The 16041-nt window shown below is 63.0% G+C and carries 18 protein-coding genes; all 18 read left to right on the top strand.

What is annotated here, in order from left to right:
- Positions 1-75: 75 nt before the first annotated feature.
- The 18 genes from ACZ89E_RS10835 (at position 76) to ACZ89E_RS10750 (ending at position 15814) form a co-directional block, all read left to right on the top strand.
- Positions 76-2040 (top strand): YncE family protein, encoded by a 1965-nt coding sequence (locus ACZ89E_RS10835; protein ID WP_476255622.1) that lies wholly within the window; start codon positions 76-78, stop codon positions 2038-2040.
- 1 nt (position 2041) lies between these two features.
- Positions 2042-2695: an SCO family protein gene (locus ACZ89E_RS10830; protein WP_476255621.1), complete on the top strand. Its 654-nt coding sequence runs from the start codon at positions 2042-2044 to the stop codon at positions 2693-2695.
- Entirely contained in the window at positions 2692-3312 is a 621-nt protein-coding gene (locus ACZ89E_RS10825; protein WP_476255620.1) for an SCO family protein, read from the top strand. The genes ACZ89E_RS10830 and ACZ89E_RS10825 overlap by 4 nt, the downstream gene beginning before the upstream one ends.
- Before the next feature lie 9 nt (positions 3313-3321).
- The gene (locus ACZ89E_RS10820) at positions 3322-4863 is read left to right on the top strand and encodes a cytochrome c/ABC transporter substrate-binding protein (RefSeq protein ID WP_149658712.1); all 1542 of its coding nucleotides are present in this window, start codon (positions 3322-3324) and stop codon (positions 4861-4863) included.
- Positions 4864-4878: 15 nt separating this feature from the next.
- Complete coding sequence (locus ACZ89E_RS10815; protein ID WP_476255619.1) at positions 4879-5826, top strand: peptidylprolyl isomerase; 948 nt, start codon at positions 4879-4881, stop codon at positions 5824-5826.
- A 221-nt stretch (positions 5827-6047) separates the two neighbouring features.
- Complete coding sequence (locus ACZ89E_RS10810) at positions 6048-6578, top strand: response regulator (RefSeq protein ID WP_149658710.1); 531 nt, start codon at positions 6048-6050, stop codon at positions 6576-6578.
- Between the two features lie 84 nt (positions 6579-6662).
- Entirely contained in the window at positions 6663-8369 is a 1707-nt protein-coding gene (locus ACZ89E_RS10805; RefSeq protein WP_476255618.1) for a GspE/PulE family protein, read from the top strand.
- Complete coding sequence (locus ACZ89E_RS10800) at positions 8350-9153, top strand: hypothetical protein (RefSeq protein ID WP_476255617.1); 804 nt, start codon at positions 8350-8352, stop codon at positions 9151-9153. The genes ACZ89E_RS10805 and ACZ89E_RS10800 overlap by 20 nt, the downstream gene beginning before the upstream one ends.
- Position 9154: 1 nt before the next feature.
- Positions 9155-9700 carry a PilN domain-containing protein gene (locus ACZ89E_RS10795; RefSeq protein WP_149658707.1) on the top strand — a complete coding sequence of 182 codons (546 nt, stop codon included), beginning with the start codon at positions 9155-9157 and terminating at the stop codon, positions 9698-9700.
- Positions 9687-10235 carry a type IV pilus inner membrane component PilO gene (locus ACZ89E_RS10790; RefSeq protein WP_149658706.1) on the top strand — a complete coding sequence of 183 codons (549 nt, stop codon included), beginning with the start codon at positions 9687-9689 and terminating at the stop codon, positions 10233-10235. The genes ACZ89E_RS10795 and ACZ89E_RS10790 overlap by 14 nt, the downstream gene beginning before the upstream one ends.
- Positions 10235-10741: a hypothetical protein gene (locus tag ACZ89E_RS10785; protein WP_476255616.1), complete on the top strand. Its 507-nt coding sequence runs from the start codon at positions 10235-10237 to the stop codon at positions 10739-10741. Before ACZ89E_RS10790 ends, ACZ89E_RS10785 begins: the two co-directional genes overlap by 1 nt.
- The gene (locus ACZ89E_RS10780) at positions 10738-12570 is read left to right on the top strand and encodes a secretin N-terminal domain-containing protein (RefSeq protein ID WP_149658704.1); all 1833 of its coding nucleotides are present in this window, start codon (positions 10738-10740) and stop codon (positions 12568-12570) included. The genes ACZ89E_RS10785 and ACZ89E_RS10780 overlap by 4 nt, the downstream gene beginning before the upstream one ends.
- A gap of 2 nt (positions 12571-12572) precedes the next feature.
- Complete coding sequence (locus ACZ89E_RS10775; RefSeq protein WP_123406547.1) at positions 12573-13046, top strand: type II secretion system protein; 474 nt, start codon at positions 12573-12575, stop codon at positions 13044-13046.
- 4 nt (positions 13047-13050) lie between these two features.
- On the top strand, positions 13051-13425 hold the full coding sequence (locus tag ACZ89E_RS10770; protein WP_123406545.1) for a type II secretion system protein: 375 nt from the start codon (positions 13051-13053) through the stop codon (positions 13423-13425).
- 241 nt (positions 13426-13666) lie between these two features.
- Positions 13667-14122, top strand: a complete 456-nt coding sequence (locus ACZ89E_RS10765) for a type II secretion system protein (RefSeq protein ID WP_463260590.1) — start codon at positions 13667-13669, stop codon at positions 14120-14122.
- Positions 14119-14508: a curli production assembly/transport protein CsgE gene (csgE, locus tag ACZ89E_RS10760; protein ID WP_149658701.1), complete on the top strand. Its 390-nt coding sequence runs from the start codon at positions 14119-14121 to the stop codon at positions 14506-14508. Before ACZ89E_RS10765 ends, csgE begins: the two co-directional genes overlap by 4 nt.
- Positions 14505-14924: a curli assembly protein CsgF gene (locus ACZ89E_RS10755; protein WP_463260176.1), complete on the top strand. Its 420-nt coding sequence runs from the start codon at positions 14505-14507 to the stop codon at positions 14922-14924. Before csgE ends, ACZ89E_RS10755 begins: the two co-directional genes overlap by 4 nt.
- Before the next feature lie 29 nt (positions 14925-14953).
- Positions 14954-15814, top strand: coding sequence for a CsgG/HfaB family protein (locus ACZ89E_RS10750; protein WP_123513776.1), 861 nt, complete (start codon positions 14954-14956; stop codon positions 15812-15814).
- Positions 15815-16041 lie beyond the last annotated feature (227 nt).

The raw sequence follows: 16041 nt of genomic DNA, 5'->3' as shown, positions 1-16041 counted from the left end.
GGCGGATGACGCTTTCGCGGGCAAGCCTCGCTCCTACAGGGGTGTGGTGTGGTGGATGGGTAAGGGAGAGGCGGTATGAACAGAACAATAAGAGTCGCCGGGTGTGCGCTGGTTGTCGCGGCGGTGCTGCTGTGGCTGGGTATCTGGCGCACGGCGCCGCCGACGCTGCTCAGCGAGGTCGCGTTACCCGACACCTGGAGCGGCCAGACACTGGCCCGTGACGGGGTGGCGGTGGACTTCAAGGTGCGACCACTGGCCGAGGACGGCGTCTTGCGCGAAGGCGGTTTTGCCGACGTGCAGTTCCGGGTCAGCGACAGCAGCTCGGGGCAGCCGCTGTCGGGGGTGAACCCCGGCGCCTGGCTCGACCCGGAAACCGTTGCTGCCGACCAGGCCCAGGGCCGTGAACAGAGCTGCAAATCCCGGGTCGGGGTGTTCCTTAAATCCAGTATCAACGCGCGGCCCCTGCTGGACCTGAACAGCTACTTCCTGTTGGTGATGAGCCGCGATGCCAGCGTTTCAGTGGTCGATCCTTCCGTGTCGGTCGGCGGCATCACCAGCACCATGGCCCGGATCGATCTCAAGCAACCGCCGATGGACTGGGTCACCACCAAAGACAACAAACGCGTGTTCATCTCGATGCCTACCGCCGGGGAAGTGGCCGTGCTCGACAGTGAGCAATTCAAACAGATCGACTCGGTCGCCGCTGGCAGCAACCCGGTGCGCGTCGCGCTGCAACCGGACGAGCGTTTGCTGTGGGTCGGCAACAATGCCCAAACGGCCGAACAGTCCGGGGTCACGGTGATCGACAGCCGCAGCCTCAAAACCCTCAAACACCTCGCCACCGGCCGTGGCCACCACGAAATCGCTTTCAGCAAGGACAGCCGCCATGCCTTCGTCACCAACCGCGACGACGGCACCCTGAGCCTCATCGACATCGCCAGCCTGACCATCGTCCAACAACTCAAGACCGGCGCGCACCCGTTGTCGGTGGCGTACTCGCCGCTGTCTCAAGCGGTGTACGTCGCCGATGGCCAGGACGGCACCGTGACCGTGGTCGATACCAGCAGCCTGGCGGTGCGGCGGGTGATCAAGTTGAGCCAGGGCCTGGGCCCGATGGGTTTCAGCGCCGACGGCCGTTTCGGCGTGGTGCTCAACACCTTGGAGAACCGTGCAGAAATCATCGACGCCGCCACCAATTCGCTGATCCACAACATCGACGTCTCCGCCGAACCCTACCAAGTGGTGTTCACCAAGGCCTATGCCTACGTGCGCGGACTGGCCTCGGCCAAGGTGACGATGATCAACCTCGCGTCTCTGGGCGAAGGTCGCACGCCGATCAGCCAGGGATTCGAAGCCGGGCCCCAGGCGCCACGCCTGGCCGGTGATTTACCCCTGGCGTCGAGCCTGGCGGTGTCTCGGGACGACAACGCGGTGTTCGTGGTCAACCCGGTGGACAACACCACCTACTTCTACGCCGAAGGCATGAACGCACCGATGTCCGGCTACCCCAATCGCGGGCAAGTGGCGCGGGCGGCGATGGTCATCGACCGCAGTTTGCGCGAGGTCGAACCGGGGCTGTACAGCGCACGGATCAAGCTGCCAGCGGCGGGGCGTTTCGACGTGGCGTTCCTGCTCAACCAACCGAACATCATTCATTGCTTCACCGCATTGGTAGAACCGGACAAAAACCTGGCCCAACACCCGGGCGTGCCGAAGGTGGAATTCCTGCTCGATAAGTACACCGCGAAAGTGGGCGACCCGTATGTCGTGCGGTTTCGCATCGTTGAAGGCCCCGGGAAAACCCAACGCGGCGGGGTCAAGGACGTGCAGGTGCGCTACTTCCGCGCCCCGACATCCCGGGCCCAGGAAGTCGCGGCGCTGGATGTCGGCGACGGCGTGTATGAAGCGCCGGTGACCCTCGACCAGAGCGGCGCCTGGTACCTGCATGTCCGCGCGGCGTCCCTGGGCGCGAGTTTCGATGACAAGACCTTTGCCAGCGTCCGGGTCCTGCCCGGCGATGCTCACCAAAGAGGAAACTGACATGAACCGATTCGCACACCGTGGCTGGTTAACGTTCTGCCTGTTGGCCACCGGCATCGGCCAGGCCCTGGCGCACTCGGCGGATGAACACGCCGGGCACAATGCGCCGCCGGCCAAGACCCAGGAAAGCGCCCAGGTGAAATTCGCCGACGTCGCGCTAGTGGACCAGAACGGCAAACCGGTACGCCTGGAAAAAGACCTGGTGACCAACAAGATCGTGGTGATGGGCTTCATCTACACCAGTTGCACCACGGTGTGCCCGGTGGTGTCGTCGATCATGGGCAAGGTGCAAAAGCAACTGGGTGCCCGGGTCGGCAAAGAGGTGCAGTTGGTGTCGATCAGCATCGATCCCCAGCGCGATGACCCCAAACGCTTGAACGAATACGCCCGCAGTTTCCAGAACGGCCCGGGCTGGAGCTGGCTCACCGGCACCCCGCAATCGGTGACCGAAACCCTCAAGGGCCTCGGCACCTTCAGCGGTGACTTCAAGAATCACGCGCCGCTGATCATGGTCGGCGACGGCAACAGCCGCCACTGGACCCGCTATTACGGCTTCACCGACCCGACGGTGTTGACCCGTGAAGTGGAAAAACTCAGCGGCCAACGCAATGCCCACGCCAAACACACCGCGATCGCCATGGAGACTCAGCCATGAAAGCCCTGATCCTGATCTTCCTGACCATGTGCTTTTGCGTGATCAGCTTTCTGGCGTTTTCCCACGAACAGCACGAAGCACCGACGCCGACCGTGGCCGCCGCCGCACCGGCCACCGGCACCCGCGATGCCAGAACCTGGTTCACCGACACGCCATTGCAGGACCAGAACGGCAACACCCTGCGCTTCTACAGCGATGCCCTGCAAAACCGCGTGGTGCTGCTCAACGTGATTTTCACCCGTTGCAACGATGCCTGCCCGCTGATCACCCGCAAGCTCAAGGAAGTGCGCGAGGTACTGGGCGACAAGGCCGACGGCATCACCTTCATTTCCCTTACCAGTGATCCGCTGCGGGACACCCCGGCGGTCCTCAAGGCTTACACCTTGAAGCAGGGCGTCGATGACCCGCACTGGCTTTTTTTAACCGGCGACAAGGCGCAAATGGATCTGGTATTGGGGCGCATCGGCCAGATCGTGCCGACCCCCGAGCAGCATTCCACGCAACTGATCGTCGGTGACGTGGCCAACAAACGCTGGAGCAAGATCCGTCCCGATGCCCCGGCCGCCGCCATTGCCCAGCGCTTGCAGTTGCTGACAATGCCCGTGGTCGGTCGCTGAGTCCGGGCCATGAACATTGCCCTCCTGATCGTTCTCGCCAGCCTCAGCCTGAGTTCCAGCGCCTTGCCGCTGAACCCCAGTGAAAGTGCGGGCAAGCGCCTGTACCGCGAGGGGTTATCGGGCAGTGGTGAACCGGTGATGGCGCGGGTCGGCGCGGCGGACATTGTGCTGCCGGCCAGCAGCCTGCCGTGCGCCAATTGCCACGGCGCCGACGGCCAGGGGCGAGCGGAGGGCGGAGTGCGGCCGCCGGACCTGAACTGGTCGCGGCTCAGCAGCCGCTATGGTCAGCAGCAGATTAACGGCCGCGATTATCCGGCCTACACCGAAGGCACGCTGGCCCGGGCGATTCAGGAAGGGCGCGACCCCGGCAACAATCAGCTCGACCCGGCCATGCCGCGGTTCGTGCTGTCGATGAAGGATCAACGGGATCTCAGCGCTTACCTCAAGCGCCTGGGCGAAGACCGCGATCCGGGCCTGAGCCCCGACAGCCTGCACCTGGGCACCTTGTTGCCGAGCCAGGGCCCCTTGAGTGAGGAGGGCGCGACGGTGGCGGCGGTGCTCCAGGGCAGCGTGGCGCGGATCAACGAGGCGGGGGGGATTCATGGCCGGACGTTGCGCCTGACCATCCTTGATCCCGGTCCGGACCGTGCCAGCGCCGAGCAGGCCCTGGATCGGTTGATCGAGCAAGAGCAGGTGTTCGCCCTGATTGCGCCGTTGGTCCCGGCGCTGGACGCGGAACTGGCCGCTCGTCTGGAACGCGCCGGTGTGCCGCTGATCGGCCCGCAGTCGCTGCTGGGCACGGCCCAGGCCAGTCGGCAGATTTTCGAACCGCTGCCAGGCTTGCGCGAGCAACTGATCGCCCTGGCCGACTACGCCACCGACAGCCTGCGAGTGCTGCCGGGGCCGACGCTGATTGTCTACCCGCAGGACCCGGGCCAACGCCTGGCGGCGCAAAGCCTCGGCCAGTATTTGCAGGCTCACAACTGGCAAGAGGTGCGGCTGCAAGCCTACGACTCGGCCCAGGACGAATTGCCGCTGGGCTCGCGCTCGGTGTTTTACCTGGGCAGCAGCGGCGGCTTCACGCACCTGGCCGAGCGCTTGCAGACGGCGGGGCAGGTGCCTTACCTGTTCGCCGCCTCGAATCAGGTGGCGGGGGATTTGCTGCAGGTGCCCGGCGGATTTTCCCGGCGGGTGTTCCTCGCCTATCCCTTCGTGCCCAGCGACTGGACTCAGTCCGGGCGCACGGCCCTGACGATGTTGCGCGAGCATCAGGGCCTCGGCGCTCAACATGCGGTGCTGCAAGTGGGCGCGTTCAGTTCGATGCTGCTGTTCAGCGAAGGCATGAAGCAGGCCGGGCGCGATGCCAGCCGCGAAAAACTCATCAGCGCCCTCGAAGGCCTGCACGACTTCGACACCGGGCTGACCCCGCGGATCAGCTTCGGCCCCGGCCGCCGACTGGGCCTGAGCGGCGCGCATATCGTCACCGTGGACCTGACCGACCAACGCTTTTATCTGGTCGCGCCCTATAAACCCATTGCCGTCACACCCTGATGGGAGGCTTCGATCATGAAGACGCTACTGTTGCTGCTGATGCTTTGGGTGCCCGTGGCCTTGAGCAATAACGAGCCGGCCGCCGCGCGGGTCAATGGCGCGGAGATTTCCGAGTTTCGCCTGGAGCGCTATTTCGCCGAATTCCTGGAGGACCAGGGCCGGGCCGTGGCCAGCATTCGCAATCCCAAGGCCTACAAGCAATTGCGCCAGGCCGCCCTCGATGCGCTGATCGACAAGGAATTGCTGTGGCAGGAAGCGGTCAAGCGCGGGGTGATGATCAGCGATGTCACGGTGCAAAGCCAAGTGGCGCTGACCCGTCAGGCCATCGGTGGCGCCGAGGTGTTCGCCCGCAAACTGCAAGACGCCGGTTTCGACGAGGCCGGTTTTGCCGAATACACCCGCCGCGAACTGGCCGCCCAAGAGGTATTCGCCGACCTCACCCGCGTGGCGGAGCCGGACGAACAGCAAGTCAGGGCCTTTTTTGAACAGCACCGCGCCGAGATGAGCAGCCCCGAGCAGATCCAGGCCCGGCACATCCTGATCAAGGTGCCCCAGGATGCAGATGCCGCCACAGTCGAAGCCGCGCGACTACGCTTAGAGGAGATGCGTGTGCAAATCGCCCAAGGCGCAGACTTCGCCAGCGTCGCCCGCAGCGGTTCCGAAGACGCTTCGGCCAGCGCTGGCGGGGACTTGGGCTATTTCGCACGTGGGCGCATGATGCCGGCATTCGAAGCGGCGGCGTTCGCCCTGAAGCCGGGGCAGGTCAGTGAGCCGGTGCGAACACCGGTCGGCTGGCATTTGATCTATTTACAGAACCACCAGGAGGCGACCGATGTCACAGAGGAGCAGGGGCTTGCAACAGTCCGGGTGTACCTTGCCCGACAGCAAAAGGCCCAGGCTCGTCGAGACGTTCTGGCGCAACTGCGATCCAGCAATCGAATCGAGCGGATTGACGATGATTGAACCTTCCCCCCAATACTGGGGAAAAGCTTCAATGCCAATCCATGCGCTTCCCCGGCTTTGGGGGGAGGGGATTCTGGACGATATGGCATTGTCTTCAAATTCAAGGACATGAAGAGATACTAATCCCGGCGCTTGGCCTGGCATGAAGTGTGCGTTAGCCCTTGTAAGGCACACACTCCACCAGGCTCGGTACTCGGACCTGCGGTTTCAAGGAGTCGACCTTGTTAAACAAAGTACTGGTTGTCGAAGACGAACAACTGCTTGCCGAAAACCTCAAGAATTACCTTCAGGCGCAAGCGTTGGAAGTCCGGATAGCTCACGACGGTGCCATGGCAATCGGCGAAGCCGAACGTTTTGCACCCGATGTGATGGTGTTCGATTACCGCTTGCCGGATATGGAAGGCTTTGAGGTGCTCGATGCCGTCCGCCAGAACAGGAAGTGTCATTTTGTGCTGATCACCGGGCACCCCACCGCTGAAGTCTGTGAGCGGGCCCGACAGTTAGGTGTCAGCCATATCCTGTTCAAACCCTTTCCATTGGCGGAATTGGCCCGTGCAGTCTGCGACCTTCTGGGGATGGAACGCGAAAGCAAAGCGGGCGCGAGCACTTCCGAAGGTTTCGTCGAACGACGCCAGAGCAGGACCGAGAGTTTCCCGCTGCAGTTGTACGACGGCAGTTGGGTGCTGGCGGACCGCCGACGAACATCGGCCTCGCTGGCACCGGACGACGAACAATTGCTCACCGGGGAGTAGTGGCGCGACACGACGTTCCGGCTCCCGCCGCAATGGCCTGCCGCGCCGACAGGGCTTTAAGCCCCCGGCGTTGGAGAGCAAGCCATGGAACGTCTATCACTGGCCGTAGAACCGGCACCGTTGGACCCTGCACCTTCACGCTTTTCCAGTGAGCAATTGACCCAGGCGCGGCTGCGGGCCGCGAGTTCCGGCGAACGGGTGCTGGACGCCCTCGGGGTGTTGTGCGAACTGGCCCCCATGCCCTTCATTCAGTGCCTCGGCGCCACCCTGCATTACCCGGTGCTCGACACCGACACGCTGTTCCGCGCCACCCCGGTGTTCGACCGGGTCACCCTGGCCCAATGCCTCAAGCGCGAATTCATCCTGCTGCGCCACGACGACGCGGTCATCGGCGTGTTTGCCGACCCGTTCGACACCGCGCGCCTGGCCTGGATCGACGACTGCCTGCACGGCGCGCCGCTGTATCTGGTGCACGCCGACGACCTGAAAGCCTACCTGGCCCGTCACGAAGAAAGTTTCCACGCGGTGGAATCGCTCAACGCCCAGGCCGAGGCCGGCGTCGAGATCGACAACCTGCAAAGTCTGTCCCTGACCAGCATCAGCGAAGACGCCAGCGTGGTGGTCAAACTGGTCAACTCCACCCTCTACGACGCGCTGAAAATGCACGCCAGCGACATCCATTTGGGCACCACCGGCAGCGGGCTGGTGATCAAGTACCGCATCGATGGCGTGTTGAACAACATCAGCAAGATCCAGGGCAACGAGTTCGCCGAACAGGTGATTTCCCGGGTCAAGGTCATGGCCGAACTGGACATCGGCGAAAAACGCGTGCCCCAGGACGGTCGCTTCAAAATCGGCATCAGCGGCCGGCAGATCGACTTCCGGGTGTCGATCATGCCGAGCATTTTTGGCGAAGACGCGGTGCTGCGGGTGCTGGACAAACAGGACCTGGCGGACAAGGTCAGCGGCGTGCAATTGCAGGCCCTGGGCTTTGAAGAAGAAACCCTCAAGCAACTGCGCCGCCTGGCCGCCGAACCCTACGGCATGGTGCTGGTGACCGGCCCCACCGGCAGCGGCAAGACCACCACCCTCTACGCGATGATCACCGAGATCAACCACGGCGTGGACAAGATCATCACCATCGAAGACCCGGTGGAATATCAACTGCCTGGTGTGCTGCAAATCCCCGTCAACGAGAAAAAAGGCCTGACCTTCGCCCGAGGCCTGCGCTCGATCCTGCGTCATGACCCGGACAAGATCATGGTCGGTGAAATCCGTGACCCCGACACCGCGCAAATCGCCGTGCAATCGGCCCTCACCGGGCACCTGGTGTTCACCACCATCCACGCCAACAACGTGTTCGACGTGATCGGCCGTTTCACCCAGATGGAAATCGACCCCTACAGCCTGGTCTCGGCGCTCAACGCTGTGCTCGCCCAGCGCCTGATTCGCCTGGTGTGCGCCAGTTGCAGCGCGCCGCACCAGCCGACCGAAGAAGAACTGCAACTGTCCGGGCTCGACCCGCAACACGTCGCGCATTACCACTTCGTCCATGGCAAGGGCTGCGGCCATTGCCGGGGCACCGGGTATCGCGGGCGTACGGCGATTGCCGAACTGCTGCACCTCGACGATGAACTGCGGCAAATGATCGTCGAGCGCCAACCCATATCGAAAATCAAGGCCCACGCCTGCAAACGTGGCTTGCGCTTGTTGCGCGAGTCGGCGCTGGAACTGGTGCAAGCGGGGCGGACCACGCTCGAGGAGATCAATCGTGTCACTTTTGTCTCGTGATCGTTATGTGGCCGTGCTCGGCGCCAGTGGCGTCGGCCTCGGTCAGCGTCAGGGCAGCGACACCCGCTGGTTGGGCAGCGTCGGGTTTATCGACGAAGGCTTCCACGCCTGGACCGTCGCCCTGGAAACCCTCGACCGTTTGCTCGGCGAACATGCTCGCGCCGGTGCCGAATTGAACGTGGTGATTTCCGGGCACTTCAGCCGCTTTTGCCTGGTGCCCTGGAGCGACCAAATCAGCAGCCCCGACGAATTGCTCGGCTTCGCCCAACTGTGTTTCGAAGACCTTTATGGCGCGCCGAGCCAACCCTGGAACCTGGTGCTGTCGGCGGAACCGGCGGGCTACGACCGCATCGCGGCGGCCTTGCCCCAGGACTTGCTGGAACGCCTGCGCACACTGGTTAGCGGTCGCGGTTTGCGCCTGCGTTCGGTGCAACCGTACCTGATGGCGGCGTTCAACCACTTCGATAAAAGCTTCGACGCCGGGGACTTCCTGTTCGTGGTCGCCGAACCGGTGCGCAGCGTGTTGCTGCTGGCAAGGGAAGGGCGCTGGACCTCGGTGCGTTCGGTGGGCAGCAGTGACAGTGATGTCGCGCTCACCGCGCTGATTGGCCGGGAAAACCAGTTGCAGGCCTCCGCCAGCGAACGGCCATTGAACGTGTATCTGCACGCCCCGGCACGCATCGAGTCGCCGCCCGATGTACCGGGTGTGCACCTCAGAACCCTCGAAGAGGACCGGACATCGGTACGGGATTGCCTGTACGTGATGTCCCGGGCGGTGGCCTGACATGCGCGCCCTGACCCTCGACTTCCAGCCACGCCGCCGCTCCGGTCCCTTGGGCTGGAGCCTGTTGACCGCTGGCGTGGCGCTGACCCTGGCCTGCTTCTTTGCCCAGCAGCACCTCGACCAACAGTCCTCGCAACAACAAGGTCACTTGCAACACGCGCAACGGGAACTCACCGGCGACACGGGCGGCAAAGTCGGCCTGACCCCGGCCGAGACCCGCGAGCAAGCGCAAAACCTCGCCGAAATGCGCAAGGTCTCCCAGCAACTGCGTCGGCCCTGGGAACGCCTGTTCGCCATGCTTGAAGCCATGCCCCGCGATGACATTGCCTTGCTGACCCTGACCCCGGATGCACGCAAGGGCCAGGTGCGGATCAGCGCCGAGGCGCGGGACCTGGAAGCGATGCTCGAATTTCACCAACGTCTGGAAGCCAGCGACGAGCTGTCGGACGTGTCCCTGCTCAGCCACGAAATCGTCGCCAACGTGCCGGAACACCCGGTGCAATTCAACCTGTCGGCGACCTGGGAGATTGGCGATGCAAATCCCTAGACTGATCGTTCATGAATACCTGCAAGGCCTGGGCATTCCTGGCCTGGCCGGGATAGCGCTGGTGGCGCTGGCGCTGGTGTTTGCCCTCGGCGGGTTGCTGCCGGACTGGCAGTCACTGCAAAGCCTCAGCCAGCAAACCCGCGAAGCCGGCGAGTACCTGGCCAGGGTCGAGGACGGCAGCGTTGCGCCACCGGTGGTGCCGCAACGCCAGCTCGATGACTTCCGCAGCAAGTTGCCGTCCCAGCCCCAGGCCACGGTGGCCATCGACAAGATCTACGCCCTGGCCGCTTTGGAACACATCACGTTGGCCCGGGGTGAATACTCGCTGGGCATCGACCCCAAGACCCATCTGGCCCGCTATCAGATTCTGCTGCCGGTGCGGGGCAGCTATCCGCAACTGCGGCGTTTCCTGCATGCCTTGCTCGGGCAGTTGCCGGCGGTGGTGGTGGAGGACGTGGAGTTCCAGCGCAAGAAGATCGCCGACACCGACCTCACCGGGCGGATCCGCATGACCCTTTACTTGTCGAGGTCATGATGAACAGCAAACGCGTAATGGGTTGGGTGGCGTTCTTCGGCGTGGCGGCGGCGCTGGCCTGGTTGCCGGATTATCTGCGGCAGCCGGAGGAGGGCGAGACCGCCGTGGCGACCGTGGCCAAGCCTGCCAAAAGCAAACCATCGGCGGCGCCGGATAGCGTCAAGGCCGCACCCATCAAAGACCTGAGCCCGTCCGGCGACCTGTTCGCCGCCCGCAGCTGGAAGGCTGCGCCGCAACTGGCCAGCGTCACCGAACAACCCGTCAACCTGACCCCGGTGGTGCAAATCCCCAGCGCACCGCCGATGCCGTTCCAGTTCGTTGGCAAGCTCCATGACCGTTCCGATCTGCAAGTGTTTTTGCAGAACGGCGAAAAAATATACGTCGTACGCAAAGGGGATGTGATCGACGACACCTGGCGGATCGAGGGCATTTCCGATGTGGAATTGAGCCTGGTCTACCTGCCTCTGCATTTGGCCCAGACTTTGTCTGTGGGGAGCACGCAATGAACAGATCCCGTTTGCTGATGAGCCTGTGTCTGACCACAGCGCTGGCCGCGTGCAGTTCCGCGCAGGTGGCTAACAAAGAAGCGTCCGACCTGATCGAACAAGGTCAGTACGAAGCCGGATTGGCACGCATCCAGGAAGGCTTGCGGGAAGACCCTCGGGATACCGAATTGCACCTGCTGCTGAACACCGGTCGGGCCAAGGCGATTACCGCGCTGCTGACCGCGGGCGATACCGACCGCGCGCGCCGGGACTTTCCAGCGGCACGCCTGGCCTACGGTCGGGTGCTGACCATCGAACCGAGCAACCGCCGGGCCCAGGATTCCCTGAAGCAACTCGACTACCTGCGCAGCCAGGACGACAAACTCGAACTGGCCCGGGGCGACCTGCGCCGGGGCGATATCTACGGCGCCGACCGCCAGGTCAAACAGATCCTCGAACTCGACCCGAAAAATGAAGGCGCCCTGGAGCTGCAAGGCAATATCCGCCTGGTCCAGAGCCGCAACGTAATTCCCTATCCACAACTGCGCACGCGGCTGGATCGGCCGGTGACCCTGGAGTTTCGCGACGCCAACCTGAAGACCATTTTCGAAGTGCTGTCCCAGGTCGCCGGGCTGAACTTCATCTTCGACAAGGACCTGCGCCCGGACATGAAAGCCACGATCTTCGTGCGTGACGTGCGCATCGAAGATGCCGTGGAACTGCTGCTGCAACAGAACCAGTTGCACCAGAAGGTGGTGAACGAAAACACCTTGCTGATCTACCCGGACTCGCCGCAGAAGGTCAAGGATTACCAGGAGCTGGTGATGCGCACCTTCTACCTGACCAGCGTCGATGCCAACACCGCGCTGAACATGATCAAAACCATGCTCAAGACCCGCGACGTGTTCGTCGATGAACGCCTCAACACCTTGACCATGCGCGACACCGAAGACGCGGTGCGCATGGCCGAGAAACTCCTGCAATCCCAGGATCAGTCCGACCCGGAAGTGATCCTCGAAGTGGAAGTGATGGAAGTCGCCACCCAGCGGATTCTTGACCTGGGCCTGCAATGGCCGAACACCTTCGGCGTGGTCAACAGCGACGGTTCGGGGGTGACAATTCTTGATCAACTGCGGGGCATCAACTCCAGCCGGATCTCAATCTCGCCGTCGCCGCAAGCCAAGATCAACGCCCAGGACAACGACATCAACACCCTGGCCAGCCCGGTGATTCGCGTCAGCAACCGCGAACAGGCGCGGATCCATATCGGGCAGCGTGTGCCGATCATCAGCGCCACGTCGGTGCCGTCCACTCAGGGGCCGGTGATCACTGAAAGCGTCACATACCTGGATGTCGGTCTGAAGCTGGAAGTGCAGCCGATCGTGCATTTGAACAACGAAGTGGCGATCAAGATTGCCCTGGAAGTGAGTAACGCCACGCCGCTGGAACCGACCCGCCAGGGCACGATTCCGGTGCAGGTCGACACCCGCAACGCCCAGACCACGTTGCGCCTGCACGATGGCGAAACCCAGATCCTGGCCGGGCTGGTGCGCAACGACCATGGCGCCACCGGCAACAAGATTCCGGGCCTGGGCGACATCCCCGGATTGGGCCGCTTGTTCGGCAGCAACAAGGACACGGTCGGCAAGTCGGAACTGGTGCTGTCGATCACCCCGCGCATCGTGCGCAACCTGCCGTACCAGAGCCCGTCGGACATGGAATTCCCTACCGGCACCGAAACCAGCATGCACATCCAGGCACCCGATCGTGGCATGGACACGGCGATTCACACCGACGTCATGACCACCCCTGTGGCCTCATCCGCCCACGTTGTCGTCGAGAAGCCTTGATCATGAACGCCTCCCAACGCGGTTTTACCTTGATTGAAGTCGTGGTGACGCTGGCCCTGATCGGCCTGTTGGCCGGCATGGCCGCGCCCCTGACCGAAACCGTGGTGCGCCGGGGCAAGGAGCAGGACATGCGCGCGGCGCTGTACCAGATTCGCGACGCCATCGACGCCTACAAGCGCGCCTTCGACGCCGGCTATATCGAGAAGTCGCTGAACAGCAGCGGCTACCCGCCGAACCTGCAAGTGCTGGTGGACGGCGTGCGCGATGTGCGCAGCGCCAAGGGTGCCAAGTTCTACTTCCTGCGCCGGGTGCCCCATGACCCGTTGCTGCCGGTCAAGCGTAACGACGAAGGTGGTTGGGGCCTGCGCTCCTACGACAGCACGGCTCAAAACCCCCGGGAAGGCGAAGACGTGTTTGACGTCTACTCCAAGGCCCGGGGCAAAGGCCTCAACGGCATTGCCTACCGCGAGTGGTGAACCTATGCGCCGGGAAAAAGGTTTTACCCTGCTGGAATTGATGGTGGTCATGGCAATCATCGCGACCCTGATGACCATTGCCTTGCCCCGCTATTTCACCAGCCTGGAAGTCTCGAAGGAGACCACGTTGCGCCAGAGCCTGTCGGCAATGCGCGAGGCGCTGGATCACTACTACGGCGACACCGGGCGCTACCCCGATTCCATCGAACAATTGGTGGAACAGCGTTACTTGCGCAACCCGCCGATGGACCCGATTGCCGAGCGCAAAGACCTTTGGGTCCTGGTCGCGCCGCCGGACGGCGTGCCGGGCGCGGTGGCCGATATCAAAAGCGGTGCGACCGGGAGGGCGCGTGATGGCAGCCTTTATTCCGAGTGGTAGCCGCATCGGCGAGAACCTGCGTCTATCGCGCTTGCTGTGGCTGAGAGACTTGCTGTGGCGAGGGGGCTTGCCCCCGTTGGGTGGCGAAGCCACCCCCTGCGCTCTTTCAAACGAACCGCGTCCACAGGTTTTACGACTGCTGCGCAGCCGAACGGGGGCAAGCCCCCTCGCCACAGGTGAACGGCGTTGCGGCAAAGAGGGTGGTTTCACCTACCTGGGCGTGCTGTTTCTGATTGTGCTGATGGGCATGGGCCTGGCCAGCGCCGGGGAGTTGTGGTCCACCGCCTCGCGGCGTGATCGCGAACGCCAGTTGCTGTGGGTCGGCACCCAATACGCCCAGGCGCTGCGCAGCTATTACCGCAGTTCGCCGGGGCTGGCGCAGTACCCCAAAGACCTGGCCGACCTGCTGCAGGACGAGCGCTTTCCTTCGCCCAAACATCATCTGCGCCAGCTCTACCCGGACCCGATCGGCGGCGGTGAATGGACACTGATGCGCGGCTTCGACGGGCGCATCACCGGTCTCTACAGCCCATCGACCGACACGCCGCTGAAACAGACCGATTTCCCCAGCCAATGGTCGGACTTCGTCGGCATGGCCAGCTACAAGGATTGGCAGTTCGTCGCCGAGAAAGCCTTCCTCGATGGTGCGTCCGGGCCCAAACCCCAGTCGTCGACCCCCCAGGCGTTGGCGCCATGAACCGATATTGCCTGGCGCTACTGCTGATCTTGATGACCCCTTTGGCCTCGGCCGGCGAAGAGGACGAAATGATGGGTTTCATCGTCGACGACACGATCTCGCACATCGGCCACGACTTTTATTACTCGTTCAGTGAACGCCTGCGCGCCACCAGCCCGATGGATTTCAACCTGGTGGTGCGCGAACGACCCTCGGCCCGCTGGGGCAGCCTGGTGACCGTGGAATATCAGCAACGCCTGGTTTACCGGCGCTTCCTGCCGCCGAACACCGTGGAGCTCAAGGACGAGGCGTACGACGCCGCCGACTGGGTTCGCCGGCAAATCGTCCAGCGCAAGCTGGAAACGTTATTGCAGGACACCACCGACCTGGAGAAGGACGAATTATGAACAAGAAAACGTTCTCACAGCGCACCGGCATTTGGCTCCTCGGGTTGGGCAGTTGCGGCCTGGTCCACGCCACCGAGCTGGTCTACACGCCAATCAATCCCTCGTTCGGCGGCAACCCGTTGAACGGCACCTGGCTGCTCAACAATGCCCAGGCGCAAAACGACTTCGACGACCCCGACCTGAAAAACCGCACGGCGGTGGCCGGCACATCGGCCCTTGAACGCTTCACCAGTCAATTGCAATCGCGGTTGCTGGGCCAGTTGCTGGACAACATCTCCACGGGCAACACCGGGAGCCTGTCCACCGACAGTTTTATCGTCAACGTCATCGACGACTCCGGCGCACTGAGCATTGAAGTGACCGACCGAGCGACCGGTGAAGTTTCGGAAATCCAGGTGAACGGCCTCAACCCTTGAAGGGATTCGGCTGCCGGGGAGAGAAGGACATGAAAAATATAATTGTGCTAGGGCTGATGTTGGCGGCATTACAAGGTTGCAGCTTGCGCGACACCATGCCGGCCGAGCAGGACACCGAATCACCGACCCTCACACCACGGGCGTCGACCTACTACGACTTGCTGAAAATGCCACGGCCCAAAGGCCGGTTGATGGCGGTGGTGTACGGCTTTCGCGACCAGACCGGGCAATACAAACCGACCCCGGCTAGCTCGTTTTCCACCAGCGTGACCCAGGGCGCGGCAAGCATGTTGATGGACGCGCTGCAGGCCAGCGGCTGGTTCGTGGTGCTGGAACGTGAAGGGCTGCAGAACCTGCTGACCGAACGCAAAATCATTCGCGCCTCGCAGAAGAAGCCGAATACGCCGGTGAACATCCAGGGCGAATTGCCGCCGTTGCAGGCGGCGAACTTGATGCTGGAGGGCGGGATCATTGCTTACGACACCAACGTGCGTAGCGGCGGGGAAGGGGCGCGGTATTTGGGGATCGACCTCTCCCGGGAATATCGGGTGGACCAGGTCTCGGTCAACCTGCGGGCGGTGGACGTGCGCAGCGGGCAGGTGCTGGCCAACGTCATGACCAGCAAGACCATCTACTCGGTGGGCCGCAGTGCCGGGGTGTTCAAGTTTATTGAATTCAAGAAATTGCTTGAGGCGGAAGTGGGTTACACCACCAACGAACCGGCGCAGTTGTGTGTGTTGTCGGCGATTGAATCGGCGGTGGGGCACCTCCTGGCCCAAGGGATCGAGCGGCATTTGTGGCAAGTGGCGGGAGACAACTCCACGCCCGTGCAGGATGAGACGCTGGGGCGGTATTTGAGTCAGAACAAGGTAGATCCGGAGAGCGAATAAACCGGCTCTTATTCGATCATTCCCACGCTCTGCGTGGGAATGCATCCCGTGACGCTCCGCGTCACCTCTGGAGGCGGAACGCGGAGCGTCCCTGGCGGCGTTCCCACGCAGAGCGTGGGAACGATCAGAATGCGGTGGTGCGCAGGCCAATGGGAGCAAGCTCCCTCGCCACAATAAGCGTGCAGTCAGAGGGACCGCGTCATCGTTCTTCGCGGGCAAGCCTCGCT

The sequence above is a fragment of the Pseudomonas sp. TE3899 genome (assembly GCF_056279105.1).
Note: the sequence above shows the minus strand (reverse complement) of the source record. Positions and strands in the feature narration are given on the sequence as shown.